Raw genomic sequence first — 25,962 nt, forward strand, 5'->3', positions numbered from 1 at the left:
TGCATAACAAGCGGGCCGGCCAGAGCGCCTGCCGCATCGGGAGACACCATGACGCCGAACCGCAAGCCGCTCCTCACCCGCTCCCTCGCCGCCGCGCTCACCTGCCTGGGCGCCCTCGGTACCCAAGCCGTGCGCGCGCAGGAGACGCCCGCCTCCGCAGCCCCGCCGGCGAGCGTGAAGCCCGTCGAACGCGGAGATGCGCTGTATGGTCGGCCTGAGAGCGGCGCGGCCGCGAAGCTCGCACCCGTCGCGGGGCCACCGCTCGCGACCCCGGTCGCCAAGCTGCCGCTGGACCAGCTGAAGGTACCGGACGGCTTCAAGATCGAGGTCTACGCGAGCGGTCTCGCGAATGCCCGCGAGATGACCCAGGCACCGGATGGCACCCTGTTCGTCGGCACCCGCACGGTCGGCAAGGTTTACGCGGTGCTGCCGCAGGCCGGCCAGGACGGGAAGCGCGAGGTCAAGACCATCGCGTCGGGCCTGCACCGGCCGAACGGCGTCGCGTATCACGACGGCGCGCTTTACGTCGCCGAGCTCTCGAAGATCTGGCGCTACGACGACATCGCGCAGCATCTCGACGGCGCGGCCAAGCCGACCCTGGTCTACGACGACCTGCCGAAGGACGAGGCGCACGGCTGGAAGTTCATCGCCATCGGCCCGGACAACAAGCTCTACGTGCCGATCGGCTCGCCGGGCAACATCCTGATGCCGCCGGAGACGCACGCGCAGATTCGGCGCATGGACCTCGACGGCAAGAACGCCGAGGTGATCGCCCGTGGCGTGCGCAACACCGTCGGCTTCGACTGGAACCCGAAGACCAAGCAGCTCTGGTTCACCGATAACGGCCGCGATTGGGTGTCGGAGGACATCCCGAACGACGAGCTGAATGTCATCTCCGAGCCGGGCAAGCAGCATTTCGGCTACCCGTTCTGCCACCAGGGCACGTTCACCGATCCCGAGTACGGCTGGGGTCATTCCTGCTCGGAATTCACCGCGCCGGCCGCCCTGCTCGGGCCGCACACGGCCTCGCTCGGCATGCGATTCTACACCGGGACGCAGTTCCCCGAGGCGTATCGCGACGCGATCTTCATCGCCCGGCACGGCTCCTGGAACCGCACCAAGAAGCTCGGCGGCGACGTGGTGATGGCCAAGGCCGGCAACGACGGCAAGATCACCGCGGTGGAGCCGTTCCTGACCGGCTTCCTCCAAGACAACAAGTATGTCGGACGTCCGGCCGACGTCCTCGTCGCCAAGGACGGCTCGCTCTTCGTCGCCGACGATTACAACGGCGCGATCTATCGCGTCAGCTACGGCAAGTGAGGCCGCCTGTGACGCGGATGCGCATCCTCCGAGGGCTGGGACCGGCCCTCGGCGCGATGCTGGCCGGCACGGCCCTCGCGGCGCCGGATGCCGCGATGCAGGAGCGCCTCGCGCCCTGCATCGGCTGCCACGGAGCGGGCACCTCGGAGGCCGAGGGAGTGCCCTCGCTCGGAGGGCAGCTCCCGGACTACGTGGTCACGCAGCTGTTCCAGTTCCGGGAGAAGCAGCGCGAGGCGCCGCCCATGAACGACGTCGCCGCCGGGTTCTCCGACGACGACCTGCGCGCCTATGCCGACGCGGTGGCGACCCTGCCGCCGCCGAGCCGGTCCGGCCCGCCCGCCGACCCGGCCCTGACGGAGCGGGGGCAGGCCCTCGTCGCCAAGCACCAGTGCAATTCCTGCCACGGCCCCGACCTCGCGGGCCGCGACGCGATCCCGCGGATCCGGGGTCAGCGGGAGGAGTATCTCGCCAAGGCACTGGCCGGCTACAAGTCGAACGCCCGGCCCGGCTACGATCCCGCCATGAACGAGGTCGCGCAGGGCCTGAGCGAGGCGGAAATCAAGGATCTCGCGGTCTACGTGTCCCGGCTCTGACACGACGTCTCTATCCGCGCCCATCCGTCATCACGAGCGCAGCGAAGTGACCCAGGGCAGCGCGTGGCTTGCCAGCTCGGCGCTCCCTGGATTGCTTCGCTACGCTCGCAAAGACGGCAGCACTCGATGGAAGAGATAACGCATCACCCCACCACCCGCAGGGCATCGCCCTGCGCGAGCGCCCCGCCGGCGATCACCTCGGCGTAGACGCCGAGGTCGCGGTGGCCGAGGCGCGCGTCGAGGGTCCAGGGGATGTCGCAGTCGCGGATGCCGCTCGCCGGGTCGACGTTGGTGGCAGCGCAGCGCACGGTCCGCTTGATGATCTTGAGGCGAAGGCCGCTCGGCGCCTCGACCACCTGCCCGACCATCTCCAGCTCCGCGAAGGGCGCGAGCCCGTCGACCAGCAGGTTGCCGCGGAAGCGCAGCGGATCCACGGGCGCGCCGATGTAATCCTCCACCGCCGCCACGCTCGCGCGATTGATCAGCGACACGTAGCCGGTCGGCGAATCCGTGAAGCGGTACCGCGGCGGGGCGGCGAGCACCTTCGGCTCGCCGCGCAGGCTCTCAGGGATGAACCGCCGCATCAGATCCGCCAGGCCCGCACGCCCGGCCTCGGTGTCGAGACGGAAGGCCTGCGGTTCTCCGTGTCCCTCCACGGTCAGCGTCGCCGTGGCGTCGTCGTAGCGGGTCCGCAGGCGGGCGAGGGCCTCGTCGCGCATGAGCATCAGGTATTTGGTCTTCGGCTGATGCCGGGGCGCCACCTCGTTGAAGCCCGACGGCCCGTTCTCGATGGCGTAGAGCCGGTCGCCCGGGAAGTGGCCGCTCGTTTCGAGCTCCGCCCGCTCGACAGGTTCGGGGCTCAAGCCCTTCACCGGATAGCGATACAGGGCGATGACATGAATCAATGCGGTCATGCGCGGAGCGTGGCCCTGAAATGATCCGGCACGCAAGAGCTTCGCCGCCCCTTGTGGTGCTCAATTGCAACACCACATCGGGTCTACCGGCGGCCACCATGGCGCCGGGGCCCTCGCGCGGCGGATAGCCGGAGGGCGACGTTTCGGTGGCGCCGCGCCTCTCATCGGGCGGCGGATGCCGGTACGGGAGGGTTGTGCATGAACTTCGAAAAGTACACCGAGCGCGCCCGCGGCTTCGTGCAGGCGGCTCAGAACCTCGCGATGCGCGAGGGACATCCCCAGCTTCAGCCGGGCCACCTGCTCAAGGTGCTGCTCGACGATCCGGAGGGCCTCTGCGCCGGACTGATCGACCGCGCGGGCGGCCAGTCGCGCGTAGCGCTCGCTCAGACCGAGCAGTGGCTCGCCAAGCAGCCGAAGGTTTCCGGCAACGCGGCCGCCCCGCAGGCGACGCGCGAGCTGATGCGCCTGTTCGACACCGCCGAAAAGGCCGCCGAGAAGGCGGGCGATTCGTACGTGACGGTGGAGCGGCTGCTCCTCGCCCTGGCGGTCGAGAAGGATTCCGAGGCGGGCCGCGCGCTCCAGGCCGCGGGCGTCACCCCGGCCTCGCTCAACGCCGCGATCAACGCCCTGCGCAAGGGCCGCACCGCCGACAACGCCTCGGCCGAGAACGCCTACGACGCGCTGAAGAAGTACGCCCGCGACCTGACCGAGGCCGCCCGGGAGGGCAAGCTCGACCCGGTGATCGGCCGCGACGAGGAGATCCGGCGGACCATCCAGGTCCTGTCCCGGCGCACCAAGAACAACCCGGTCCTCATCGGTGAGCCCGGCGTCGGCAAGACCGCGATCGTCGAGGGGCTGGCGCTGCGCATCGTCAACGGCGACGTGCCCGAGTCCCTGCGGGACAAGAGCCTGCTCGCCCTCGACATGGGCGCGCTGATCGCCGGCGCAAAGTATCGCGGCGAGTTCGAGGAGCGGCTGAAGGGTGTGCTCTCCGAGGTCACGGCGGCCGAGGGCGGCATCATCCTGTTCATCGACGAGATGCACACGCTGGTCGGCGCCGGAAAGGCAGACGGGGCCATGGACGCCTCCAACCTGCTGAAGCCCGCCCTGGCCCGCGGCGAGCTGCACTGCGTCGGCGCGACCACGCTCGACGAGTACCGCAAGCATGTCGAGAAGGATGCGGCGCTCGCCCGGCGCTTCCAGCCCGTCTTCGTGTCGGAGCCGACCGTGGAGGACACGGTCTCGATCCTGCGTGGTCTGAAGGAGAAGTACGAGCAGCACCACGGCGTGCGCATCCAGGATTCGGCCCTGGTCGCGGCCGCGACGCTGTCGAACCGCTACATCACCGACCGCTTCCTGCCCGACAAGGCGATCGACCTCGTCGACGAGGCCGGCTCGCGCCTGCGCATGCAGGTCGATTCGAAGCCCGAGGAGCTCGACAACATCGACCGCGAGATCGTCCGGCTGAAGATCGAGGGCGAGGCGCTCAAGAAGGAGACCGATTCCGCCTCCCGCGACCGGCTGGTCCGGCTTGAGAAGGAGCTCGGCGATCTCGAGGAGCGCTCGGCGGCGATCACCGCCCGCTGGAAGGCCGAGAAGGACAAGCTCGGCACGGCTGCCGGTCTCAAGAAGAAGCTCGACGAGGCGCGCAACGACCTCGCCGCGGCGCAGCGACAGGGCCAGTATCAGCGCGCCGGTGAGCTGGCCTACGGGGTCATCCCGGGCCTGGAGAAGCAGCTCGCCGAGATCGAGGCGAAGTCGGAGAACGGCCGCGACGCGATGATGGAGGAGGCGGTCACGCCCGCCCACGTCGCCGGGGTGGTCTCCCGCTGGACCGGCGTGCCGGTGGACAAGATGCTGGAGGGCGAGCGCGAGAAGCTGCTGGCCATGGAGGAGGCGCTCGCCAAGCGCGTCGTTGGCCAGCGCGAGGCCGTGGAGGCGGTCTCGACCGCGGTTCGTCGCGCCCGCGCGGGCCTTCAGGATCCGAACCGGCCGATCGGCTCGTTCATGTTCCTGGGCCCGACGGGCGTCGGCAAGACCGAGCTGACCAAGGCTCTGGCCGGCTTCCTGTTCGACGACGACACGGCGCTCGTGCGCATCGACATGTCCGAGTACATGGAGAAGCACGCGGTCGCCCGGCTGATCGGCGCGCCTCCGGGCTATGTCGGCTACGAGGAGGGCGGTGCGCTGACCGAGGCCGTGCGGCGCCGGCCCTATCAGGTCGTGCTGTTCGACGAGGTCGAGAAGGCGCATCCGGACGTGTTCAACGTCCTGCTGCAGGTCCTCGACGACGGGCGGCTCACCGACGGTCAGGGCCGGACGGTCGACTTCCGCAACACGCTGCTGATCATGACCTCGAATCTCGGGTCCGAGTATCTGGTGAACCAGCCGGCGGGCGAGGACACCGACGCGGTCCGCGACGAGGTGATGGGCGTGGTGCGCGGACACTTCCGGCCAGAATTCCTGAACCGGGTCGACGAGATCATCCTGTTCCACCGCCTCGCGCGGTCGGAGATGGGGGCGATCGTCGAAATCCAGCTCGGGCGCCTGCAGAAGCTCCTGGACGATCGCAAGATCACCCTGGAGGTCGATGAGGACGCCAAGAGCTGGCTCGCCGACAAGGGCTACGACCCGGCCTACGGGGCGCGGCCGCTGAAGCGGGTCATCCAGAAGACCGTCCAGGATCCGCTGGCCGAGCTGGTGCTCTCCGGCAAGATCCACGACGGCGAGACGGTGCCGGTCCGCCTCGGCCCGATGGGGCTGATGATCGGCGACGTCACGGTCGGCACCGAGCGCCGGCCGGTCCATGCGACGCTGAACTGATCGACCCGCACGGAAGGGGGCGGCGCACCGAATCGTGGTGCGCCGCCTTTTCAGCGAGTTGGCGTTCGGTGGCTCCGGCCGCAGCCGCTCCTCCGTCGTGACGAGCGAAGCGACGTGACCCAGGGCTGCGCGGCCCCGTTGGAAGGGGCGTCGACATTTCCGACCGAGACCGGTTTCGGATGGCCGCGATCGCCCGCGGTTCCCCGGCCGTTCAAGGGCCATCCTGGCGCACGAGTGCCGGGCTGAACGGGACCGCTGGAACCGCGGCCTCGTCGCCGTGTATCGAGCCGGCCTCCGGCTCGGCCCGGTGAATGGCCTTTGCCAGGTCGGCCGCCTGGTGCCGATTTCGGCAAACCATCCAGAGATCGTCGTGGGCCGACAGACCCGCATCGAAAAGGTCGACGAACGCGGCCGGCGGCGGCTTCAGGTCGGGCCAGTGGAACAGGCCGAAGCCCAGTGCCTCGAACAGCGGCAGGATCGGCGCGAGATCCCAGAGCCGGTTGTTGCTGAGCGTCGCGTCGAGACGCCCGGTCGCCAGGAGCGCGGCGTCGGAGATCGTGCCGCCCTCGCTCCAGGGGAACCAGCCGCGCCCGTAATCCAGGGTGAACTTCTGGGCCGTCACGGCGAGCCAGCCGACATGGCCGGTGCGGCGCTCCGGCCGGTCCAGCGGTCGCAGGGCCTCGGCCCGAACTCCCCCTTGCGTGGGCGCCCAGAACGCCTGGCCGTCGCAGGCCGCGAGCAGGAGACCGCGCGTCGCCTCGGCCGGATGGATGCGGGCCGGCCCGGCGCGGTCTTCCGCCCAGACGGGCAGGTTCATCACGCAGGCGCGAGGCCAGCCCGCGCGGCAGGCGGCCACCATCACGCCCCAGCCCGACAGGCCGCCCGCGAAGGGGCGGGTCCCGTCGATCGGGTCGCCGACGAAGGTCCAGGCGTCCCGGGCGAGCAGCGCCGCCGCGGCCGCGTGGCTGAGGTCGTCCGCCGTTTCCTCCTCGATCAGGTCGGGGCCGAACCGAGCGTGCAGCAGACGGCTGACTGCGAGATCGGCCTCGGTGAGGGCCTGACCCAGATCCGGGCCCTTGTTGGTCATGTCCAGCCCGGCCGCGCGCATCCGCAGAGCCATCGGGGCCGCCTCCTCGGCGAAGGCGAGCATCCGGGCGAGGACATCCTGCGCGGGCGCGTCGGGCGGAAGGATCATGCGGCGAACAACTCGGGTCTGCGAAGCATCAGCGCCTGGACGAGCACCAGGGTCTTGAGGTCGGGAAGCCGGCCCGAACGGGCCGCCTCCGCCAGCGTCGCGAGGGGCACCTCGAGGGGCAGCACCTGCTCGCCCTCTCCGTGCAGCCCTCCGCCGGGTCCGACCTTGTGGGCCTCCGCGTAGGGAGCGAGGTAGAGCCAGAGGCGCTCCGAGGACACGCTCGGCATGCTGTAGGCATGCGCGACGCAGTCGAGCTGCCGGAGACGCACGCCCGCCTCCTCCATTGCCTCGCGGATGGCGGTCTCCTCCGGATCGCCCCCATCGAGGCCGCCGGCCGGAGCCTCATCGAGATCGGCGGGTTCGCCCCAGAAGGCCGGTCCGACCCGGGCTTGCCGGACGAGCAGCGCCACGCGCCGCTCGGGGTCGTAGGGCAGGACACAGGCCGCTTCGCCGTGATCCTCCAGCGCCCGGGGCACGGTGCTGCCGTCCGGCAGCGTCAGCGTGGCGATCCCGAAGGTGTTCCACCCACGGTGAATCACCGTCAGCGGCAGCGCGGCCGGCATCTCGCTCATCGGGACGGGTCAGCGCTTGGTGCTGGAGGCCGTCTGGCCGAACATCACCTTCTTGGCGTCCTCGCTCATGGTCTTCCCGAAATCCGGATTGACTTCCGGGGCCCGGGCATAGGCCGCCTTGGTGGCGGGCCGCTCGGCGACCGCGGTGAACCAGCGCTTCAGGTTCGGGTGCTCGTCGAGGTTCTGACCCTGCTTCTCCCACGGCACGATCCAGGGATAGCAGGCCATGTCGGCGATGGAGTAGTCCGCGCCGGCGACGAAGGCACGGTCGGCCAGACGCCAGTCGAGCACGCCGTAGAGCCGGTTGGTCTCGTTGACGTAGCGCTTGATCGCGTAGTCGATCTTCTCGGGCGCGTATTGCGAGAAATGGTGGTTCTGGCCGAGCATCGGGCCGAGGCCGCCCATCTGCCAGAACAGCCATTGCAGCACCTCGGCGCGGCCGCGCAGGTCTGTCGGAATGAAGCGCCCGGCCTTCTCGGCGAGGTAGAGGAGAATCGCACCCGATTCGAACAGCGAGACCGGCGCGCCGCCACCCGCCGGCTCGTCGTCGACGATCGCCGGCATGCGGTTGTTGGGAGCAATCTTCAGGAAATCCTGATTGAACTGTTCGCCTTTACCAATATTGACCGCGTGAATGCGGTATGGAACGCCCGCTTCTTCGAGAAACATCGTGATCTTATGGCCGTTCGGCGTCGGCCAGTAGTAGAGATCGATCATCGGCTGGTGTCCCGCTATGCCCCCCGGCGGACGGGAAGTGGGTCGGGACGGCGCTCCGGTCAAGCACGGATCCAGCGCCATGCCGCTCCGCGTTGAACGGCTCATCCCCCCGCAGAACCCTGCACGTCGACGTAGAGGGCGTAGAGGGATTGGCTCGCGGCCATGAACAGCCGATTGCGGTGCCGCCCGCCGAAGCAGAGATTGGCGCAGCGTTCCGGCAGACGGATCCGGCCGATCAGCCGGCCGTCGGGGTTGAACACCATCACGCCGTCCAGAGCGTCGTCGCCCATGCCCCATCCGCACCAGAGATTGCCATCGACGTCACAACGGATGCCGTCGGGCGTCCCCGGCCCGGCATCGACCAGCACACGCCTGTCGCGCAGAGCGCGGCCGCCGATTACATCGTAGGCGACGATCCGCCGGGTCGGCTGTCCGCGGGATTCGACCAGGTAGAGCACGCTTTCGTCCGGGGAGAAGCACAGGCCGTTGGGACCGGCGATGCCGCTCGCCACCGCCTCCAGGACGCCCGTCGCCGGATCGATCCGGTAGACGTTCTGGGACAACTCGGGCTCGGCCCGCTCGCCCTCGTAGTAACCCGCGATCCCGAAGGGTGGATCGGTGAACCAGACCGCGCCGTCGGAGGCCACGACGACGTCGTTCGGGGAGTTCAGCCGCTTGCCTTCGAACGCGTCGGCCAGGACCGTGATCGTCCCGTCATACTCCGTCCGGATGACCCGACGTCCGCCATGCTCGCAGGTGACGAGGCGCCCCTGCCGGTCGCGCGTGTTGCCGTTGGCGAAGCGCGACGGTTTCCGGAAGGTCCCGATCGTCCCGCTTTCCTCATCCCAGCGCAGGATGCGGTCGTTGGGGATGTCGCTCCACAGGAGATACCGGCCGTCCCCGAACCAGACCGGCCCCTCGCACCAGCGGAAGCCCGTGGCGAGGCGTTCGATCGCGGCGCTGAAGACCCGATAGCGGGCGAAGGACGCATCGATGATCTCGATCGCCGGGTCGGGGTAGCGCGTGCTCGGTGTCCACACGGTGCTGATCTTCTCGCGTCGGGATCACCGTTACGGTTTCCGGATCGCGGAGCAAGACGCGAGCGCGCGAGCCGGACCTGCTCCGTTCGCGAAGATTCCGCCGAGGGTGCCGTCAATGGGTGGCGTGCGGCACCCGATGCGGCGGCCTCCGCTGGCGCGCCAGCACGGTCCAAGCTTCATGCAGGGCGAGAGACAGCACAGCCGCGCCGAGCACAAGCATGGCGACGAGGCACAACACGGCGATGTTGAGCGCCTCCCACATCGAATTGGCGGCGACGTGGTCCCGCCTGCCGAAATTCGGGGAAAAGTCAGCGGTCTCGCGGGTCTTCATGAGGAGTGACTCCGCATCGCCCCAGGTCATAGACGTCCGCGCGCTGCCAGCCCGGGATTCAGCAGTACAGCCTCCGCCATTGCGGAGGTCCGGTTTCCGGCGCGCCGCGGACGCGGAGGCCCGCGCACCGCTCTCGATCGTGCGGCCGCCGATTCCGGCAGCCCATCGGCGGCGAATCCGACCGCCCACGCCGTGCGCCCACGGAGCGACCGGGTCCGGTTCGCCCCCTTCCTACCGAAACGTCAGCAGACCCCGTCGGCGCAGGCGAAGTCCCTGAGGTCGGCCAGCCGCTCGATCAGCACGATGTCGCGTCCGACCGTCCTGATGTGCCCGGCCTTCTTGAGCTTGGCGAGGGAGCGGCAGACGGTCTCGACGGTAAGGCCCAGGTAATCCGCGATATCGAGGCGCGACATCGGCATCCGGACCTCGACCTTGCCGGCCGACTTGCGTTCGCCCCGGGGGACCAACTCCAGGATAAAGCTCGCGACACGCTCCTCGGCGCTCTTCTGGCTCAGGTTCAGGACCAGCGACTGCGTCCTCGACACTTCGGCACAGAGTTCGGAGATGAATTCCTCCCGGAGAACCAAGCTGTCGGCAAGCAGCGTATTCAGCTTCTCCCGAGGCAAAGCGTATATATAGCAGTTCGTAACGGCCTCAGCTGAATAAATGTGTCTTGTACGCGCGGAAAGCCCCATGATGTCGCCGGGAAAAACAAATCCAATGACGCCGCGACGCCCGTCCATGAGGAACCGAGAGATCCTCAAGACACCGTCAGCCACGAGAAAGATCGAATTAGCCTGGTCGTCCTCCCAGAAAATGCGCTGTCCGGCAGGATACAGGATGGTGGGCCGATGAGAAAATTCTGATCTCAAGCTCGCTGTACGAAAATTTCTATCAGCCAACGCCGTCCGGATCGGAGAACGTGAGGTGAGCGAAGCGAGGCATTCCACGGCAGGTACCTCTAAACTGTTTAAAAACCGTTAACAGCTTAGGCAGGGGATGCCACACACGTATAACTGCCGTGTCCCCAATTGTCACGAAAATCTACATTCGGTTACAGGTGATCGATAGATTGTAACAGTGGCGCTTTTCCGGTCGGCTCTTTGCATATTGGCTGGGCAAAAGATGCCTCCAGCCGCATCGGACACCGTATTTTCACCCGGATTTCAATGTGTTAGCGTGCGACATTGGGTACTCACTACGTACCCCCTCACACTATGCATTTTGTGGATAAGCGATTCGTCCAAAGAGCCTGAAGATTGATATTTCCAAAAATCGTCCGATGCAACTTGTGCTAGTCGATCGTCACTTGGTCGCGGGAGCGCGGAATGAAACCTGTCTTGTTGACCGGAGCCGCCGGCTTCATCGGATACCATGTCGCCAAGCGCTATCTGGAGGCCGGTCGCAGCGTTGTCGGCATCGACGACCTTAACGATTACTACGAGGTCGCGCTCAAGGAGAGCCGCCTCAGCGATCTCTCCGCTCACAGCAACTTCGCGTTCCGGAAGATCGATCTGGCCGATCGTTCGGCCATGGAAGATGTCTTCAGGGCGCAGGCCTACGACACCGTCATCCATCTCGGCGCTCAAGCGGGCGTGCGGTACTCGCTGGAAAACCCGCACGTCTACGTGAAGAGCAACGTCGAAGGTTTCCTCCACGTGCTCGAAGGCTGCCGGCACAATCCGGTGGCTCATCTCGTCTATGCGTCATCCAGTTCCGTCTACGGCGCGGTGACGCAGATGCCCTTCTCCGTCCATCAGAATGTCGATCATCCGGTCAGCCTGTACGCGGCCACCAAGAAGTCGAACGAGCTGCTCGCCCACTGCTACAGCCACCTCTATCGGATCCCGTGCACCGGACTGCGCTTCTTCACGGTCTATGGGCCCTGGGGACGGCCCGACATGGCGCTGTTCCTGTTCACGCGGGCAATCCTGGCGGGCGAGCCGATCAAGGTCTTCGCCAACGGTCAGATGATGCGCGATTTCACCTATATCGACGACGTGGTCGAGGGCATCGTGCGGCTGGCCGAGCAGCCAGCCCAGAGCAACCAGGCCTGGGATTCGGATGTGCCCGATCCGGGCACCAGCAACGCCCCCTATCGGGTCTACAACATCGGCAATCACCAGCCGGTGCAGCTCCTGCACCTGATCGAGGTGCTGGAGACCTGTCTGGGCCGCAAGGCGCAGAAGGAGTTCCTGCCGCTCCAGCCCGGCGATGTGCCGGCCACCTACGCGGATGTCGAAGACCTCTCGGCAGCCACGGGCTACGCACCGAGCACACCCATCGAGGTCGGCGTCGAGCGTTTCGTGCGCTGGTACCGGGACTACTATCGCGTCTGATGTCGCTGCCGGCGGTCGCGGATCGCCGGGTTCGCGATCGCACGCCCGCTCGGATGGTCGCGCGCCGGGAAGATGAACCCGGCGCGGCAAGCCTCAGCGCTGGTGACCGAGGTAGATGTCCTGCGGGTGCAGACTGGCCGTCGCGGCAGGAACCTGTGCCGGCTTGCGTCCCAGGAAATAGACGCCGTTGGCGCTGTCGACCTGCCGCGCCTCGGGTAGACCATGGTCGAGGAAGGCCAGCGGCAGGAACGGCAGGGAGAGCAGACCCCCGAGCTTGCGGGAGCGGGTCAGATCCCGAATCAGGGCGCGGATCGCCCAGTAGGCGGACAAGCCCGTGCCGCCGAGGGATCCCCGCGCCATGGGCTCGAAGGCGCGGAACAGGAGGCGGTGCCCGCTCTCCGTGAACCGCCAGAAATCGTACGGCCCCTCATGCACGTGCTGGAGGAACGGCGTTTCCGCGTAGACGTGCCCGCCGGGCTTGAGCACGCGCTCGATCTCCGCAACGATCCGGGCCGGATCGACGACATGCTCCAGCACCGCCTGCACCACCACCGCGTCGACCGAGGCATCCGCGAGGGGGATGGCGTGTCCGTCGGCGATGAAGGAGATGTCCCTGCTCGGGTAGACATCGAAGGCGATGACCTTCAGGCCCGGATCGGCATAGAGGTCGCGGGATCCTTCCCCGCGAGTCCCGCCGCCCACCACGACCAGGATCGGATCGTCGGCCGAGGCCTTGGCGGCCGCGATCAAGGCGCTGAAATTGGCGCGGCTGCGCTTGGTCGAGGGAAACAGCGCCTTGGCGATCTGGCGCAGGCCGGAATGCGGCTTGCGGTCGATGAGCGGCGCGAGACCCTCCTCGCCGAGATCGGCCCGCCGGACGACGCTCCGCTCGAAATCGATGAGCACCGGCTGACCGTGCACCACGGGAAAGGCGGAGAGCGCGGATGCGGCGCGCACCGCGCCGGACTTGCCCGGCGTAACCACCACGCGCTCGTCGGGCCGGCCCGGATGGCGCAACAGACCTGCATAATCTTCGAAGCTTGCCAGCATACCAGGAACTCCACCTTCGGGGCCGATCCGGCCGATGCTCGACCAGGAAGCGCTCAGACGATCAGCCCCCGCACCGGAGGCAGGTGCTCGGTTCCGGGGAACACGTCCCGCGAGAGGACGGCGTCGGAGGCGCCCAGAAGATCCATCGCGACGCCCTTCAGGACGGCACGCAGGTCCAGGGTCGGCATCAGATCGCGCCTCTCGTAGAGCTGATTCTCGCGCAGGCCCGGCCAGTCGGTGATCATCCGACCGCCGGCGATCGCGCCGCCCGCCAGCAGCGCGATGGTCCCGTTGCCGTGGTCGGTGCCGAGGGTGCCGTTCAGCCGGGCGGCCCGCCCGAACTCCGTGGTGACGACGATGGCCGTGTCGCGCCAGACCGGCGCAAGCTCGACCTCGAAGGCCTGCAAGGCCGCGTCGAGCGCCTGCAGCAGATCCGCCAGCCGGCCGGACGCCCCGCCGGTATGGGCATGCGTGTCGAACCCGTCGAACGACAAGGCCGCGACCCGGGGCCCATCCGGCCGGACGAGGAACCGCGCGGCGCCCGTCGCGATGGAGCGCGCGGCCTGCACGTCGGGCTGGGTGCGGGTGTTGAGGTTCGCGCCGATCCCGGCCTCGGACGCCATCCGGTCGGTCTCGATGGCGCGGTCGAGGGCCTGTGCGAGCTTCGGATCGGTATGGGCGTAGATCTGCTCCATCCGGTCGAACAGCGTCGCGGTGGCCGCCGGCAGATCCGACGGGTACCATGCGAGCACCGGAGCCGGCCCGCGGAGGATCAGAGGCGTCGAGGCCCCGATGGCAAGGCCGCCCGGATTGCCCGGCTGCGCCTCGCCGCGCCCGAGCGCGCGTCCGGCCGGCAGGTGCGCGGCGAGCCGGTTCAGCCAGCCGGTCCGGGACGCGCCCGGCCGCGGCGTCCCGCTCTCGAGGACATCCTGTCCGTCGAAATGCGAGCGGTCGCGGTAGGGCGTGGCGACGGCATGGACGACCGAGAGCTTGCGCTCGCGGAACAGGCGCGCCGTCTCTCGCATGGCCGGGTGCAGGTAGAAGAAGCCGTCGAGCGGCAGGGCCGGATTCGCGCCGCCGGCCTCCAAAGCGATCGATTCGCGCAGGCTGCGATAGGCCGGATCGCCGATCGGAGCGACGGCCGACAATCCGTCGAGGGCACCACGCAGGATCACCACCAGCAGGCGGGGATCGCGGCCCGTGGTCGCCTGCGCGAAGCGGGGCGCATGAGCCCAGGCGTAGAGCGCCCCTGCTCCGAAGGCCAGGCTCCGGCGGGTCGGCCCGGCTCCATGTCCGTACGCCATGATCATCTCCGCTGGAACTCGGGTGACAGGAGCAGGACGGCGATGGCTTCCCGTCGGTTCGGGGCAGCACGCAGGCCCTCGCTCGTCTCGCGAGTCAGGGCGGGGCCGAGGATCGCGGCCGCGAGCTCCCCGACATCGCGGTCCGTCCGCTCGTGCTCGGCCACCACGGAGGCGGCCTCGAACCGTGCCCGGAAATTGGCGGGCGAGAGCCACGCGGCCTCCGTATCGGGGAATCCGTTCGGGCCCGGCACGTCCCAGACCCTCTGGGCAAGGCTGCGCAGGATCAGGGTGAAGCCCTCCGCCGAGAGCGACACGCCGGTGGCGCGCAGGGCCGCCGCCAGAAATTCCTGTGGGGTGCGCAGCTTCACCCGCTCGCCCCAGGCGAGATCGGACCCCACCAGCGTGCGCGTGACGGCGCCGAGATCCCCGTCGGTCCGCCGGTAGGTCTCGGCGAGCGCCTGGACGAGGGCCTCCGGCGGCTGGTCGGCGACGAAGTGACGGCAGAGCTTGAACGCGACGAAGCGGGCCGTCGCAGGGTTGCGGGCCAGTTGGTCGAGGGCGTCCAGCGCCTCCTGGGCGCCGGCCTCGGGGTAGGTGCGTCCCAGAAGCACCTTGGCGCCGGGCTCGTGCGCCGCGGCGTTGAACACGAAGCTCCCGGCAACGGCTCCCTGGCGTGCGTCGCCGGTCGTCCAGCCGGTGAGCATGCGCGCGAGGTTCTCGACATCCCGCTGTCCGTAGCCGCCGTCCACGCCCAGCGTGTGCAGCTCCAGGATCTCACGGGCGAGGTTCTCGTTGAGACCCGCCCGGCCTGCCCCGGACAGCGCGCGCGCGACTTGGGAATGCGGGCCGATCGAAGTGCTGTTGTCGAGGTAGGTCAACATCGCGAAGTGTCGGGTCGAGGCCTTCAGCATGTCGGCGAATCGACCCAGTACGTGCGGCCGCACCACCTCCCGCTCGAAGGCGCCCGCGGTGATGCGCTGCCAGCCGCTCTTGGCGACGCCCACCGCGAAGTGGTTCGACCAGAACCAGACGAGCCGTTCAGTGAGGCCGATGGTTGGTTGCGGCAGGATCGCGAGGCGCGCCTCGACCTCCTTGTCGTAGAAGCGTCCCTCTGGGAGGCGGAAGACGCCGGGGGGCAGTTGGGGCGGTGACGGCGGTGCGGCGTTCGCGCGTCCGTTGGGCGCCATGCCGGAGGCCGGCATATCGGCCATGGCCATGGCCGGCCGGCGCGCGGTTGTGGAGGCGAGGTACTGCTCCCAGCGCATCTTGTGGGTGACGAGTTCGGCAAGGCTGGCCATGCCCTCAGGCATCGCGGCCCCACCGTCGAGCTCGGCCGCCACGCGGGCCCGCGGGTCATCGGCGACCGCGTTGAGGTCGCCCGGACGGGCGCCAAGCCCGAACCGATGCAGCGCGATGCAGGCGGCCTGCGCGCCGGTGGTCATTGGACGACAGGCGCCGGGACGCCGGCCTCGGCGCTGCCACGCTCAGGAGGCGCCCTGTTCATCCGGTCATCGGCCATCTCGCGATACAAGCGCAGATACGCCTCGGCCACGACATTGATCGCGTGCTTCTCGCACACCCGCTGTCGCGCCCCGGCGCTCATGACAGCCCACTGCGCCGCATCGAGGCCGCCGGCGGTCACGAGCCCCTCCAGGATCCCGTCGCGGGTGTTGGCCGCCAGCATCACACCCGATTGCCCGGGGATGACGAGGTCTCCGGCCCCGCTGACATCGCTGATGACCGGCACGGCGCCGTACGCCATGGCTTCGAGCAGGGTGTTCGACATGCCCTCGGAATCCGAGGGCAGGATCATGAAGGCCGCGCCTCCATAGATCGCGTCGCGATCGTCGGTGACACCCATGAAGCGCACCGAGGGAAGGCCGGCGGCCTGCTCGACGAGGCGACTTGTCTCGGGGCCGCTCCCGAAGATGCGCAGGGTCGCGGGGCGGTCGGCGGAAAAGATCCGGAAGGCCTCGATCAGCCGATCGACGCGTTTCTCCTGCGCGAGCCGGCCGGCATAGACGAACACGCATGCGCCATCCGGAGCGCGGTAGGCCGCCCGCGGCTCCAGCGGGCACTCGACCCCGTTCGGCACCCGCGCCACCCGGTCAACAGGGATCCCGAGAGCAGCGAGATCGCCAGCGATCTCGCTGCTGTTGGCCACGAAGACGAGTCGCGAACGGCGCGCCAGCGCGACCACGAGCTTGCCGAAGGGCAGCTTCTGCGCCGGCAGTCGGCGCAACTCGATATGCTCGCCCCCGCGCCCGAGCTTGGCCGAGAGCAGCTTCCGGAACAGCCGCCCGGCAACCAAGCCGGGCCAGGCATGCAGGCGCAGGTGCTGGATCGCGATGACGTCGTAGGAGTGGCGATGCCGGGCGAGCCAGAGGAAGGCGCGAAACCAGAAATGAAGCATCGAGAAGACGTAACGGCCGCCGAGGGCGGGATCGCTGCGCATCGGGAGGCGGACCACCCGTCCTTCGGGCTGGTCGTCGGTTCCGGCCGCCTGCGCCTGGAGGGTCGGTGTCAGGATCGTGGTCGTCGCGCCGCGGTCGCGCAGGGAGCGGGCGAGGATGCGGGTCTGACGCTCCGCTCCGCCGAAGCTGTCCGGATAGTAGGTCGGCATCAGGAATACGATGCGCATGGAGCGGTTCGTCCCTTTCGCGATGGAGTGCGGACAGATGGCTCGCTGGCTCCGCGGGATGAAATTAGATCGGCCGTGACGCCGTATGCTTGACAAAGGTCAAGGCGCCGGGCCGCATCACCTGAAAATGAGCGTACAATCGCAACCGATATTGGTGACGCTCATTTCAGCGTACGGACGCAACCGCGTCGGCACCTTGGACTGAATTTGACGCGGAACCGCCTTTTTCTCCAAAATTCGCGCTGAAAAGACGCAAATATCCCCTCTCATCTATTGCGATGACCGATCCTTGGACGACACGCGCACAAGCAATGCCGGGGAGGACTGCATTCTTGGCAAGGTCCTGCTTGGCATGACTGTTGCAAGGCATCTACTTACGCAGCGCCTCGAGGGTCAGGGCGATGACGGTATTCAACCTGTCAGATGCCGATGGCGCGTGTCTGCGGCAGAAGGTTGATGTCTGCATCGTCGGAGGCGGGATGGCTGGGCTTGCCGCCGCCCATCGCCTCGGCGCTGTCCCTGGTATTCGGGCCTGTGTCCTGGAGAGTGGCGGCCTCACCCGGGACGAGCAACTGGAAACCCTCAACGACGTCGAGGATCCGAAGGGACGCTATGCCGGGTCGCGGGCGAGCCGCGTCCGCCTGATCGGCGGCGCTTCGACGCTCTGGGGTGGCCGGCTCCTTCCCCTGACCGCACACGACCTCGGCGCCCGCGATTACGCCTCGATCGAGCCGTGGCCGATCGATCCCGAGGAACTGGACGCCCACACATCCTCGGTCGAAACGCTGTTCGATCTCGATCACCGCCCGTTCGAACGGACGGACCTGGCGCGGGTATGGCCGAAGTTCGGTCTTTATCCGCAGCACGCCGGCGTGGACTGTCGATTCGCGAAATTTCCGACCTTCCGCAACCGGAACATCGCCACGGCTCTACGGCGCTCGGTCCTGAGGGGCGCGCGGGTCACCGTCTACCTCAACGCCACCGTCCACGATTTCGGCCTGGACGCGGAGGCCGGACAACTCCGCGAGGTCGTTGCCCGGGCCCCCAGCGGAGCGAGCCTGCGCGTCGCGGCCCGGTATTTCATCTTTGCGGCGGGCACCATCGAGACGACACGCCTCGCCCTCCTGCTGGACCGGGTCTCGCAGCAGCGCGCCTTCGCAGGTTGTCGGGCGCTCGGACGCTACTTCAACGATCATCTCAAGATCGCGGTCGGCCGGGTCCATCCGGTCGACGCTTGCGCGACCAATCGGCTTCTCGGCTACCATGTCGCCGGAGCGACCCGGCGGAATCTTCATTTCGAGTTGAGCGCGCAGGCGCAGCGCCAGCACGCGATTCCCAGCGCCTATATCGACTTCCGGCTCGCGATGCCCGACCGGTCGGTTTACGGCGCTCTGCGCGACCTGGGTCGGCGCGTCCAGGGCAAGGCGCAGCCCCATCGGAACCGACAGCTCCTGCGCGAGGCGTTGGACGTCGAGACCCTGTACCGGCTCCTGTTCTGGCGCCTGCGGCACCGCCAGCTCTATCTGTCGGACGAGATCAGCATCACGGCCGAGATGCGGATCGAGCAGGCCCCGAGCGCGGCGCACCGCGTAACCCTGTCGGACCGGCTCGACGCGTTCGGCACACCTTTGGTGCGGCTGGATTGGTCTCCGACGGAAGCCGACCGCCGGACGTTCCTCACGGCGTTGCGGCACTTCAAGGCATTCTGGTCGCAATCCGGACTGACGGAAGTGAGCCCGATCGCGTGGGAGCCGGACGACGAGGCATCGGGCGATCGGTTCCTGAGCACCGCGCAGGATGCCTCGCATCCCGCTGGCTCAACCCGGATGGGGCTCGACCCGACACGCTCGGTGGTCGATTCCGCGCTGCGCTGCCACGGGGTCCCGAATCTGTTCCTCGTCAGCGCCTCCGTGTTCCCGGGCGCGGGAAGCGCGAACCCGACCCTGACGATCCTGCAACTCGCCTACCGCTGCGCCGGCCGAATCGCCGGGGAGATCCGTCCGGCCTGACGCCATTGCCCTTCGCACGCTGTGTTCGGCCGGATCCTGAGGCATAGATCGACCAGCATTTTCCAGCGTATTCACATCTAAAATCCATGCATTGTATGACTAAAATCAATCGTCTGTGAGTTATCCAGCCTAGCCTGCCGTCATCTTATCCCGATCTGGTGGGAGCGGCCGATGGTGGAGACTGGTCTGAAGATCGCCCATGTCATCACGCGCATGATCCGCGGCGGTGCGGACGAGAATACGATGCTCTCCTGCAACGCTTTCGCCGAACGGGGCCATGACGTCACCCTCCTGTGCGGTGGCGAGATCGAGGAGGAGATGCTGGCCCGGGCCCATCCGCGCGTGACCACGATCCGCATTCCGAGCCTGATCCGGCCGATCAACCCCATTGCGGACGCCACCGCCCTGATCGCCCTCCGCCATCACCTCCAGGCCCTGCGCCCGGACATCATCCACACCCACACCAGCAAGGCCGGTATCCTCGGGCGCGCAGCGGCGGTGCGGATGCGATCGAGCGCGGTGATCCACGGCATCCATATCTTGCCCTTCGTGAATGTCGGCGCCGCCCAGCGCGCCATCTATCTCGGGCTGGAGCGCGCCCTGGCCCGGGCCACCGACCAGTTCGTCAGCGTCAGCGCGGGCATGCGCGACATCGCCGTCGCCCACGGGCTCGGCGGCGCCGACAGGCACCACGTGGTGGCCAGCGGTATGGACATCGCCGCGTTCCAGAGATTGGCGGCCCGTGGTCAAGCCCCCGCCCCCGGCAACGACAACCGGGCGTTCAAGGTGCTCTACCTTGCGAATTACGAGGCGCGAAAGCAGCATGCCCGCCTCATCGACGAGATTGCCGCGCAGGCGGCACGCTTTCCCGATACGACCTTCCTCCTCGCCGGGCAGGGCCGCGAGCAAAGCGCGCTGCAGGACATGGTCCAGCGCCGCGGCCTGTCGCAGAAGGTCAAGATCCTGGGCTACGTGGAGGCGACCAGCGAGCTGATCGCCTCGGTTGATCTATGCCTCTACTGCTCCGAGCGCGAGGGACTTCCGCGGGCCGTCGTGCAGTACTGCGCCACCGGCCGTCCGGTCGTGGCCTTCCACCTGCCCGGGATCGAGGCCGTGATCCGCCACGGCCATAACGGCTATCTCTGCCCGCAAGGCGATTTCATCGACCTGTTCGCCCGGATCCGCGGCCTGCTCGACGACGCGGCGGCGCGGGCGCGCATGGCGGAGAATGCAGCTGCCATCGACCTCAGCGAATGGGGCGCCGAGCGCATGTACCACCGGCTGAACGAGATCTACCGGAGCGCGCTCCGCACCAAGCGCAATGCGGCCAGCGTGACGGTCCTGCCGACCGGCCTCGACGTCCGGAGCGCTTCGTGAGTGCCGCCGCCGGTCCGGGCAGCGTCGCCGTCATCCTGACATGCTACAACGAGGGCGCCTGGATCGAGGAGGCAGTCTCGAGCGTGCTCGCGCAGACCGCCGCCGACGCGATCAGCGAGATCGTGGTCGCGGATGACGGATCGGACGCCGCCACCGTCGCGGTGCTGGAGCGCCTCCGCGGGCTCGATGCCCGCATCACGGTGCTAAGTCACGGGGGATACGGGACCTCCCGCAACCGCAACGTCGCGGTCCGACACTGCAGCGCCCCGCTGCTTGCCTTCCTCGACGCCGACGACCTCTGGATGCCCGGCAAGCTCGCCGCCCAGCTTCAAGCGCTCGCGGAGCACCCCGAGACCGGTCTCGTCTATACGGGCTTCTGCCTGTTCCAGAACCATGCCCCGGACGCGCTCACGCCCGTGCGCGTTCTCGATCACACGGACGCGCGTGATCTCGCGCTCAGCTACTTCGTGAGCGATCCGCCCGTGATTCCCTCATCGGTCCTCCTCAGGCGCTCCGTTTTCGAACTCGCCGGCGGCTTCGATGAGAGCCTGCGCGTGTTCGAAGATACCGAGTTCTTCTGCCGCCTCGCCCGCATCACGCGGTATCGCGCCCTCGTCGATCCCCACCACGTTCACAAGCGGAATCACGGCTCGAGCATCACCAATAAGCGCCAGGACCTGATGATGCATCACGCCTTCGTGGCGTTCTACCTGGCCCGGACCGAACCGCGGCTGCTGGCCCATATCCCGCGCCGCCTCTCCGAGCGCGCGCGCAAGCTCGGGAACCTGGAGGCACGGGACGGGCGTCCCGACAGCGCGAGCCGGTTCTACAGGCTCGCCCTCGCATTGCGGCCCGTCTCGGCCCTGGCCTGGATCAACCTGGCCATGCTGAAGCTGCGCGTGACCGGCCTTGTCTATCACCTGCGCACGTCCGTGAGCTCAACCAAGGTGTAGGACGATGTCGCCGTGTCGCGTGCTCTACGTCATCAACGGGTTCAACAAGGGCGGCGCCGAGATCGGCCTTCAGACCATGCTGGAGCATGGCTTTCTCAAAGGCTGCGACGTCCGCGTCATCGGCTTGCATGAGGGCGCGCCCGAGCTGCGTGCGGCGATCGAGCGCCTCGTGGGCCCGGAAAACCTCGTCCTCGCCTCGGACGGCCCGAAGCTGACGCTCGCCGGCCTCTGGCGCGGCTTCCGGACCCTGCGCGCGACGCTTCGCACCTTCCGACCGCACACGGTGGTCCTGTCGCTCCGGCAGACCAACATCGTCGGGCGCCTCGCGCTGCTCGATCACCGCGCGGTCCGCTGTATCGCCTTCGAGCACATCGCCAAGCTGGAGGCCGGGCGGCTGACGGCCCTCTACGCGGCCCTGCTGTGGCTGCTCTCCCCGCGCGTCGACGAGGTCTGGGCCGATTGCCGCGTCACCCTGGAGGGCGCGCGGCGCTATCATCGCGGTCGTCCCCGGGAGCGGGTGGTGCCCTTGTTCGTCGCGGATGCGCAGGCACCGCGGAAGACGGATTACCGGCTCGGCACGCCCGCGCGGATCGTGACCGCCGGGCGGCTCATTCCGCGCAAGCGCGTGGACGTGCTGCTGCAAGCCCTGACCCGACTCCGCCGGGACGGCCATGACTGCACCCTGACGATCTTCGGCGACGGTCCGGACCGTCCGCGGCTGATGCAGCTGGCGGAGTCTCTCGGGCTCGGCGCGAGCGTCACCTTCGCGGGCTTCCAGCCCCGCTGGCACGAGGCGGCGCGGGAGCACGATCTGTGCGTGCATCTGAGCGATGAGGAAGGGTTCTGCATCGTCGTGGCCGAAGCGATGATGGTCGGGCTGCCGGTCATCGCGAGTCCCGTCGGCGGCGTGCGCGAATATGCCCGCGACGGGCTCGACGCGATCCGCGCGCCGGTGCCGCCGACGCCGAACGATGTCGCCCGGCAGATTTCAGGCCTGCTCGCGGATGCCGGGCGACGCCGCGCGCTGGGCGAAGCGGCGGCCGAGCGGATCGCCGATACCTACGGCACGGTGGCGGCCGTCGCCGTCTACGACTCGCTGACACGCACGCTGGCGCAGAGCGCGGCCGGCCCCACCGCGTCCGGGCTGTTCGGGGGAAACCATGGCAGAGCCTGAGCCCCGATCCGCGACGGGGCCCTCCGCACGGTCCTTCGTCCATGCCGGCGTGTCATCACGCGGCGTGCTGCGCGGGGTGGGCTGGCTCGCCGCCGCGCGGATGCTCGGCATGATGCTGTCCCTCGTGTCGACGGCGGTCCTCGCGCGGATCCTGTCGCCGGCGGATTTCGGTTTGATGATTCTCGTTGCGGTCATCGCCAACCTCGCTGGGCAGGTGGTCGAGGGCGGCGTCGCGGTGCCCCTCGTGCAGCGTGCCCAGATCGCGACGGCCCACGTCCATATGGCCCTCCTCCTGGCGACCGGCGTCGCCCTCGTCCTCTCCGCGGGTCTCGTGGCCATCGCGCAGGTCGGGCAGGCGCTGGCAGGCCGAGAGATCATCCCGGACCTGGTCGTGGTCTTCGCCTCGCTCACGATGCCGTTCCGCGCCTGGATCTCGGTCCTGTCCGCCATCCTCCAGCGCGAAGGGCGCTTCCGCGACAACACGATCATCGCCCTTCAGAGCAATCTGTTCGGCAACGTGCTGCCCGCCCTCGCCCTGGCCTGGGCCGGTTTTCAGATCCAGGCCCTGCTGATCGGACTTCTCGCGGCGACCATCCTGGAAGCGGCCCTGACCGCGCGCGCCGCACATATCCCCAGGTTTCGTCGGCCTCCGCTCGCGGCCGCGCGGGACCTGGCGAAGGCGAGCTACGCCGGCACGGTCATGCAGGTCATCAACTGGGCGGCCCTGAGCAGTCCCAACTTTCTCGTCGGGACGCTGTTCGGCGCGCACGCGCTCGGTCTGTTCTCGCGGGGCGCCACCCTGGTCAATTTCGCCAAGGACGTGCTCGGATCGAGTCTGTCCCGCGTGCTCCTCCCGACTTTCGCGGCGATGGCCGACGAGCCCAACCGCCAAGTCGAAGCCTTCTCGCGCGCGATGGCCGCGAGCCTGCCGGCCTTCGCGATCGCCAGCGTTGCCCTCGTCCTCCACGCCGAGGCGGCCGTCCGGATCCTCCTGGGGCCGGACTGGGGGCAATCGATCCCGGTGCTTCAGCTTCTCGCCCTGGGGCTGCTTCCGCGGATCAGCTACAAGATCTCGGATTCCCTGCTGATGGCGAAAGGCGCGTTCTGGCCGGTCGCCGGTCGGCAGCTCTTCTACCTGACGACCATTGTTGGACTGTCCCTCTGCGTCACTCCACTCGGACTCGACGGCGTGGCCGGGGCAGTGACTGCGGCAACGACGCTTTACTATTGTCTGTCGCTGAGGGCCGTCTCAAGCCGCCTGGGCCTATCCGGACCTCAGATCATGCGGATGCACGCGACGGCCGCAGCCTGGGCGAGTTCGGCCGCGAGCCTCGACCTGCTGCTGAGCTGGGCCGCGAGCCCGCTCGGCTTCTGGCCGGCGCAGGTCACAGGTGGCGCGGGATTGGTCCTCGCCTGCCTGATTCTGTTTTTCGCAACGCCCCGTCGGGCCCTTGGAAGCGATATGGCAGCCCTGCGGACGCGGGTGTGCGACCATGTCTCGTCGAAGCTCCGCTCCATCCGCCAGCGGCCGATGCCATCGGCGGGCTGAGGAGAACACGCCCTCTGGAACCGGCACGTCGGAGGCCGTCAAATCAATCCATCGGCAGACAGAGTCGAGTCGAACACCGTGGCGACAGAGCCCGTCGGCGCATTGATTGAAATCTTGCAGACGGAATCTCACATATGATGCTATTAACGGACGAATACACGTGCTATTTAGATAGCCATAGCGAGATGTGCCTCGCCTGCGTCGGGAGACGTTGGTTGCTGCGAAGCGTGCTGCCTGGAGCACACCGCGTGCTGATCGTCGATCCCGACGATGAGAGTCGCTCGGCCCTCGCGCGGCAACTCGCGCTGGAGGGATTCAGCGTCCGAGACACGAGCGGAGCGGCAGGCATGCACCAGTGCCTGGCGCATGACGGGATCGATCTCATCCTCCTCGACCTCGTACTGCCCGACATCGACGGATTGCAGCTCGCACGGGAAATCAGAAGCCTGTCCTGGAAGGTCGGGCTGATCATGCTGGCGGGTCGCACGGACGTCATCGACCGCATCGTCGGATTGGAGATCGGTGCGGACGACTACGTCCTGAAGCCCTTCCATATCCGTGAACTCATCGCCCGGATGAAGAGCATCCTGAGACGCGTTCAGCCCACGATGCCGGCCAGCAGCACGGGCGAGCAGGTCTTCTCCTTCGACGGGTGGCAGTTCAATCCGAGTCGGCGCAAGCTCACCTCGCCCCTGGGCCATGACATCGTTCTGACCTCTGGCGAGTATGAGCTCCTCAAAGTCTTCGTCGAGCATCCGGGGCAAGTTCTGACCCGCAATCAGCTCATGGATCTCACGCGCGGACGCGAATGGAACGGTCTCGATAGGGTCGTGGATGCGCAGATCGTCCGACTGCGCAAGAAGATCGAGATCGACCCGAAGAACCCGCAGCTGATCAAATCCGTCCGCGGCGCAGGCTATGTCTTCGCCTCCCGTCTCTCCTACGCAAGCGCGCGTATCTGTGCCGTGCCGGCCATGGACAGAGACACGAGCCTCTACCGCCGGGCCGAAAAGTCACAGCCATGCTGAGGCAGGCGCTCCTGGTCGAGCGTTCTGCCACATCGGATCCGCGTTCCCTCCTTTTCCGCTCCGGTCCGGCGAGGGGCGCTGCACCGGACCTCTGCATGATCCCTCGGCCCGTCGGAAAGGTCAGCGTGAAGCGCCGCCGATCCAGCGCTCGAGCCCGTCTCCGATGACCTGAGATGGGCTTTCGGCTCCGTCCTGTCTTCGACCGCGCCCGTCGAATCCGATCGACGATTTTTTACGGTAACAGGGACTTAAGGGGCAGCCGAGGGCGATGCGTCTGGTCGTTTACCTTTTGATCGTGCTCCTCGGTGGCGGGATTGTGGGCGCCGTGCTCCTGGCCGATCCAGCCCGGGTGGAGATCGCCCCCGAGCCTGCCACGCCCGAGCAGCCGCACGCCAACCAGCCGGTCTGTGAGGTGGACCGCGGACCGTCCGTCAGGCCATCGGACGTCGGTGGTTTCGATATCGGGGGCCTCAAACTTGGCATGACCCTGGAGGACACGCAGCACATCATGGAGTGCGCCCACGCGACGGAGCGCAACGTCTCCTTGAAGGAATGTGCCGCGGACGTCATCGCCTACGAGCGAGAATGGCGTGAGGCGCGCAAGCGGGGGGTGGTCAACACACGGGCGGTGGAGCGGAATTGTATCGGCTCGCTCAACTGGCGCGAGCAGGAACGCCGCGTCAGTGTCAACTTCGTGGAAGATCTTCCCGATCATCCGGGGCGGATGATCATCTACCAAGTTTCGACCGAGCAGGACGGGTCGGTTAACGACGCCTCCCTTCAAATTTTCCGAAAGGCCCTGATCGGCAAGTACGGCCTACCAACCTCGGACAGCAAGACAGATTTGGTCTGGGGCAAATATCCGGATCCGCAGCTACGGTTCTTTCCTTATGCGCAATACTATCTGGATCTGGTCCATAGGGGCGCAAAGGTGGAGCGGGATCGGATCATGCTCAAATTCGTGAGCGATTCAGCGCCGACCGTTGAGCCGCGGCTCTGACTTTCGAAGTCCGAAAGCAGGCTTCAGCACGGA

22 protein-coding genes are annotated in these 25,962 nt (G+C 67.8%); 11 read left to right on the plus strand and 11 right to left on the minus strand.

Annotated features, from left to right (window positions below; genetic code table 11):
- Positions 1-48 precede the first annotated feature (48 nt).
- Both JOE48_RS10360 and JOE48_RS10365 read left to right on the plus strand, forming a co-directional pair.
- Positions 49-1,320: a sorbosone dehydrogenase family protein gene (locus tag JOE48_RS10360; protein WP_210029622.1), complete on the plus strand. Its 1,272-nt coding sequence runs from the start codon at positions 49-51 to the stop codon at positions 1,318-1,320.
- 17 nt (positions 1,321-1,337) lie between these two features.
- Positions 1,338-1,913, plus strand: a complete 576-nt coding sequence (locus JOE48_RS10365) for a c-type cytochrome (protein ID WP_210029624.1) — start codon at positions 1,338-1,340, stop codon at positions 1,911-1,913.
- A gap of 143 nt (positions 1,914-2,056) precedes the next feature.
- On the opposite strand, the gene JOE48_RS10370 is transcribed toward JOE48_RS10365, so the two are convergent.
- Complete coding sequence (locus JOE48_RS10370; RefSeq protein ID WP_210029626.1) at positions 2,057-2,827, minus strand: MOSC domain-containing protein; 771 nt, start codon at positions 2,825-2,827, stop codon at positions 2,057-2,059.
- A gap of 198 nt (positions 2,828-3,025) precedes the next feature.
- On the opposite strand from JOE48_RS10370, the gene clpB reads away from it, so the two are divergent.
- The gene (gene clpB, locus JOE48_RS10375; protein ID WP_210029627.1) at positions 3,026-5,650 is read left to right on the plus strand and encodes an ATP-dependent chaperone ClpB; all 2,625 of its coding nucleotides are present in this window, start codon (positions 3,026-3,028) and stop codon (positions 5,648-5,650) included.
- Positions 5,651-5,861: 211 nt separating this feature from the next.
- Here the strand turns inward: clpB and JOE48_RS10380 are convergent, their stop codons facing one another.
- The 6 genes from JOE48_RS10380 to JOE48_RS10405 form a co-directional block, all read right to left on the minus strand.
- The gene (locus JOE48_RS10380; protein ID WP_210029628.1) at positions 5,862-6,845 is read right to left on the minus strand and encodes an inositol monophosphatase family protein; all 984 of its coding nucleotides are present in this window, start codon (positions 6,843-6,845) and stop codon (positions 5,862-5,864) included.
- Complete coding sequence (locus JOE48_RS10385) at positions 6,842-7,417, minus strand: NUDIX domain-containing protein (protein ID WP_210029629.1); 576 nt, start codon at positions 7,415-7,417, stop codon at positions 6,842-6,844. The genes JOE48_RS10380 and JOE48_RS10385 overlap by 4 nt, the downstream gene beginning before the upstream one ends.
- A 9-nt stretch (positions 7,418-7,426) precedes the next feature.
- On the minus strand, positions 7,427-8,134 hold the full coding sequence (locus tag JOE48_RS10390) for a glutathione S-transferase N-terminal domain-containing protein (protein ID WP_210029632.1): 708 nt from the start codon (positions 8,132-8,134) through the stop codon (positions 7,427-7,429).
- Between the two features lie 101 nt (positions 8,135-8,235).
- Positions 8,236-9,174 (minus strand): SMP-30/gluconolactonase/LRE family protein, encoded by a 939-nt coding sequence (locus JOE48_RS10395; RefSeq protein WP_210029634.1) that lies wholly within the window; start codon positions 9,172-9,174, stop codon positions 8,236-8,238.
- 112 nt (positions 9,175-9,286) lie between these two features.
- On the minus strand, positions 9,287-9,505 hold the full coding sequence (locus JOE48_RS10400) for a hypothetical protein (RefSeq protein ID WP_210029637.1): 219 nt from the start codon (positions 9,503-9,505) through the stop codon (positions 9,287-9,289).
- Positions 9,506-9,747: 242 nt separating this feature from the next.
- Positions 9,748-10,455, minus strand: coding sequence for a helix-turn-helix domain-containing protein (locus JOE48_RS10405; protein ID WP_210029638.1), 708 nt, complete (start codon positions 10,453-10,455; stop codon positions 9,748-9,750).
- A 378-nt stretch (positions 10,456-10,833) separates the two neighbouring features.
- Between JOE48_RS10405 and JOE48_RS10410 the strand changes: the two genes are divergently transcribed.
- A complete protein-coding gene (locus JOE48_RS10410; RefSeq protein ID WP_210029639.1) occupies positions 10,834-11,844 on the plus strand; it encodes an NAD-dependent epimerase in 1,011 nt (336 codons plus the stop codon).
- A 93-nt stretch (positions 11,845-11,937) separates the two neighbouring features.
- Here the strand turns inward: JOE48_RS10410 and JOE48_RS10415 are convergent, their stop codons facing one another.
- Genes JOE48_RS10415 through JOE48_RS10430 form a run of 4 tightly spaced genes read right to left on the minus strand, consistent with a single transcriptional unit; the run spans position 11,938 to position 16,839 of the window.
- Positions 11,938-12,894: a class I SAM-dependent methyltransferase gene (locus JOE48_RS10415; protein ID WP_210029640.1), complete on the minus strand. Its 957-nt coding sequence runs from the start codon at positions 12,892-12,894 to the stop codon at positions 11,938-11,940.
- A gap of 53 nt (positions 12,895-12,947) precedes the next feature.
- Positions 12,948-14,198 (minus strand): DUF1501 domain-containing protein, encoded by a 1,251-nt coding sequence (locus tag JOE48_RS10420; protein WP_210029641.1) that lies wholly within the window; start codon positions 14,196-14,198, stop codon positions 12,948-12,950.
- A gap of 2 nt (positions 14,199-14,200) precedes the next feature.
- A complete protein-coding gene (locus JOE48_RS10425) occupies positions 14,201-15,640 on the minus strand; it encodes a DUF1800 family protein (RefSeq protein WP_210029642.1) in 1,440 nt (479 codons plus the stop codon).
- Positions 15,637-16,839: a glycosyltransferase family 4 protein gene (locus JOE48_RS10430; RefSeq protein ID WP_210029643.1), complete on the minus strand. Its 1,203-nt coding sequence runs from the start codon at positions 16,837-16,839 to the stop codon at positions 15,637-15,639. Before JOE48_RS10430 ends, JOE48_RS10425 begins: the two co-directional genes overlap by 4 nt.
- A gap of 479 nt (positions 16,840-17,318) precedes the next feature.
- Between JOE48_RS10430 and JOE48_RS10435 the strand changes: the two genes are divergently transcribed.
- From JOE48_RS10435 to JOE48_RS10465, 7 genes are all read left to right on the plus strand, one after another.
- Entirely contained in the window at positions 17,319-18,848 is a 1,530-nt protein-coding gene (locus JOE48_RS10435; RefSeq protein WP_210029644.1) for a GMC oxidoreductase, read from the plus strand.
- A 171-nt stretch (positions 18,849-19,019) separates the two neighbouring features.
- The gene (locus JOE48_RS10440) at positions 19,020-20,225 is read left to right on the plus strand and encodes a glycosyltransferase (protein ID WP_210029645.1); all 1,206 of its coding nucleotides are present in this window, start codon (positions 19,020-19,022) and stop codon (positions 20,223-20,225) included.
- Positions 20,222-21,178, plus strand: coding sequence for a glycosyltransferase family 2 protein (locus tag JOE48_RS10445; protein WP_210029646.1), 957 nt, complete (start codon positions 20,222-20,224; stop codon positions 21,176-21,178). The genes JOE48_RS10440 and JOE48_RS10445 overlap by 4 nt, the downstream gene beginning before the upstream one ends.
- A gap of 4 nt (positions 21,179-21,182) precedes the next feature.
- On the plus strand, positions 21,183-22,352 hold the full coding sequence (locus JOE48_RS10450) for a glycosyltransferase (protein ID WP_210029647.1): 1,170 nt from the start codon (positions 21,183-21,185) through the stop codon (positions 22,350-22,352).
- Positions 22,339-23,901 (plus strand): oligosaccharide flippase family protein, encoded by a 1,563-nt coding sequence (locus JOE48_RS10455; protein ID WP_210029648.1) that lies wholly within the window; start codon positions 22,339-22,341, stop codon positions 23,899-23,901. The genes JOE48_RS10450 and JOE48_RS10455 overlap by 14 nt, the downstream gene beginning before the upstream one ends.
- A 248-nt stretch (positions 23,902-24,149) precedes the next feature.
- The gene (locus JOE48_RS10460; protein WP_312893159.1) at positions 24,150-24,929 is read left to right on the plus strand and encodes a winged helix-turn-helix domain-containing protein; all 780 of its coding nucleotides are present in this window, start codon (positions 24,150-24,152) and stop codon (positions 24,927-24,929) included.
- A 268-nt stretch (positions 24,930-25,197) separates the two neighbouring features.
- The gene (locus tag JOE48_RS10465; RefSeq protein ID WP_210029650.1) at positions 25,198-25,929 is read left to right on the plus strand and encodes a hypothetical protein; all 732 of its coding nucleotides are present in this window, start codon (positions 25,198-25,200) and stop codon (positions 25,927-25,929) included.
- Positions 25,930-25,962: the final 33 nt, after the last annotated feature.

Source organism: Methylobacterium sp. PvR107, from assembly GCF_017833295.1.
In the GTDB taxonomy this organism is placed as follows: Bacteria; Pseudomonadota; Alphaproteobacteria; order Rhizobiales; family Beijerinckiaceae; genus Methylobacterium.

Bases quoted from the DNA above. Each gene is read 5' to 3' on its own strand.
- JOE48_RS10400 (WP_210029637.1), bottom strand. From the start codon at position 9,505: ATGAAGACCCGCGAGACCGCTGACTTTTCCCCGAATTTCGGCAGGCGG.
- JOE48_RS10465 (WP_210029650.1), top strand. From the start codon at position 25,198: ATGCGTCTGGTCGTTTACCTTTTGATCGTGCTCCTCGGTGGCGGGATT.
- JOE48_RS10430 (WP_210029643.1), bottom strand. From the start codon at position 16,839: ATGCGCATCGTATTCCTGATGCCGACCTACTATCCGGACAGCTTCGGC.
- JOE48_RS10440 (WP_210029645.1), top strand. From the start codon at position 19,020: ATGGTGGAGACTGGTCTGAAGATCGCCCATGTCATCACGCGCATGATC.
- JOE48_RS10390 (WP_210029632.1), bottom strand. From the start codon at position 8,134: ATGATCGATCTCTACTACTGGCCGACGCCGAACGGCCATAAGATCACG.
- JOE48_RS10360 (WP_210029622.1), top strand. From the start codon at position 49: ATGACGCCGAACCGCAAGCCGCTCCTCACCCGCTCCCTCGCCGCCGCG.
- JOE48_RS10435 (WP_210029644.1), top strand. From the start codon at position 17,319: ATGGCTGGGCTTGCCGCCGCCCATCGCCTCGGCGCTGTCCCTGGTATT.
- JOE48_RS10415 (WP_210029640.1), bottom strand. From the start codon at position 12,894: ATGCTGGCAAGCTTCGAAGATTATGCAGGTCTGTTGCGCCATCCGGGC.
- JOE48_RS10455 (WP_210029648.1), top strand. From the start codon at position 22,339: ATGGCAGAGCCTGAGCCCCGATCCGCGACGGGGCCCTCCGCACGGTCC.
- JOE48_RS10420 (WP_210029641.1), bottom strand. From the start codon at position 14,198: ATGGCGTACGGACATGGAGCCGGGCCGACCCGCCGGAGCCTGGCCTTC.
- JOE48_RS10370 (WP_210029626.1), bottom strand. From the start codon at position 2,827: ATGACCGCATTGATTCATGTCATCGCCCTGTATCGCTATCCGGTGAAG.
- clpB (WP_210029627.1), top strand. From the start codon at position 3,026: ATGAACTTCGAAAAGTACACCGAGCGCGCCCGCGGCTTCGTGCAGGCG.
- JOE48_RS10425 (WP_210029642.1), bottom strand. From the start codon at position 15,640: ATGACCACCGGCGCGCAGGCCGCCTGCATCGCGCTGCATCGGTTCGGG.
- JOE48_RS10365 (WP_210029624.1), top strand. From the start codon at position 1,338: ATGCGCATCCTCCGAGGGCTGGGACCGGCCCTCGGCGCGATGCTGGCC.
- JOE48_RS10385 (WP_210029629.1), bottom strand. From the start codon at position 7,417: ATGAGCGAGATGCCGGCCGCGCTGCCGCTGACGGTGATTCACCGTGGG.
- JOE48_RS10410 (WP_210029639.1), top strand. From the start codon at position 10,834: ATGAAACCTGTCTTGTTGACCGGAGCCGCCGGCTTCATCGGATACCAT.
- JOE48_RS10450 (WP_210029647.1), top strand. From the start codon at position 21,183: ATGTCGCCGTGTCGCGTGCTCTACGTCATCAACGGGTTCAACAAGGGC.
- JOE48_RS10380 (WP_210029628.1), bottom strand. From the start codon at position 6,845: ATGATCCTTCCGCCCGACGCGCCCGCGCAGGATGTCCTCGCCCGGATG.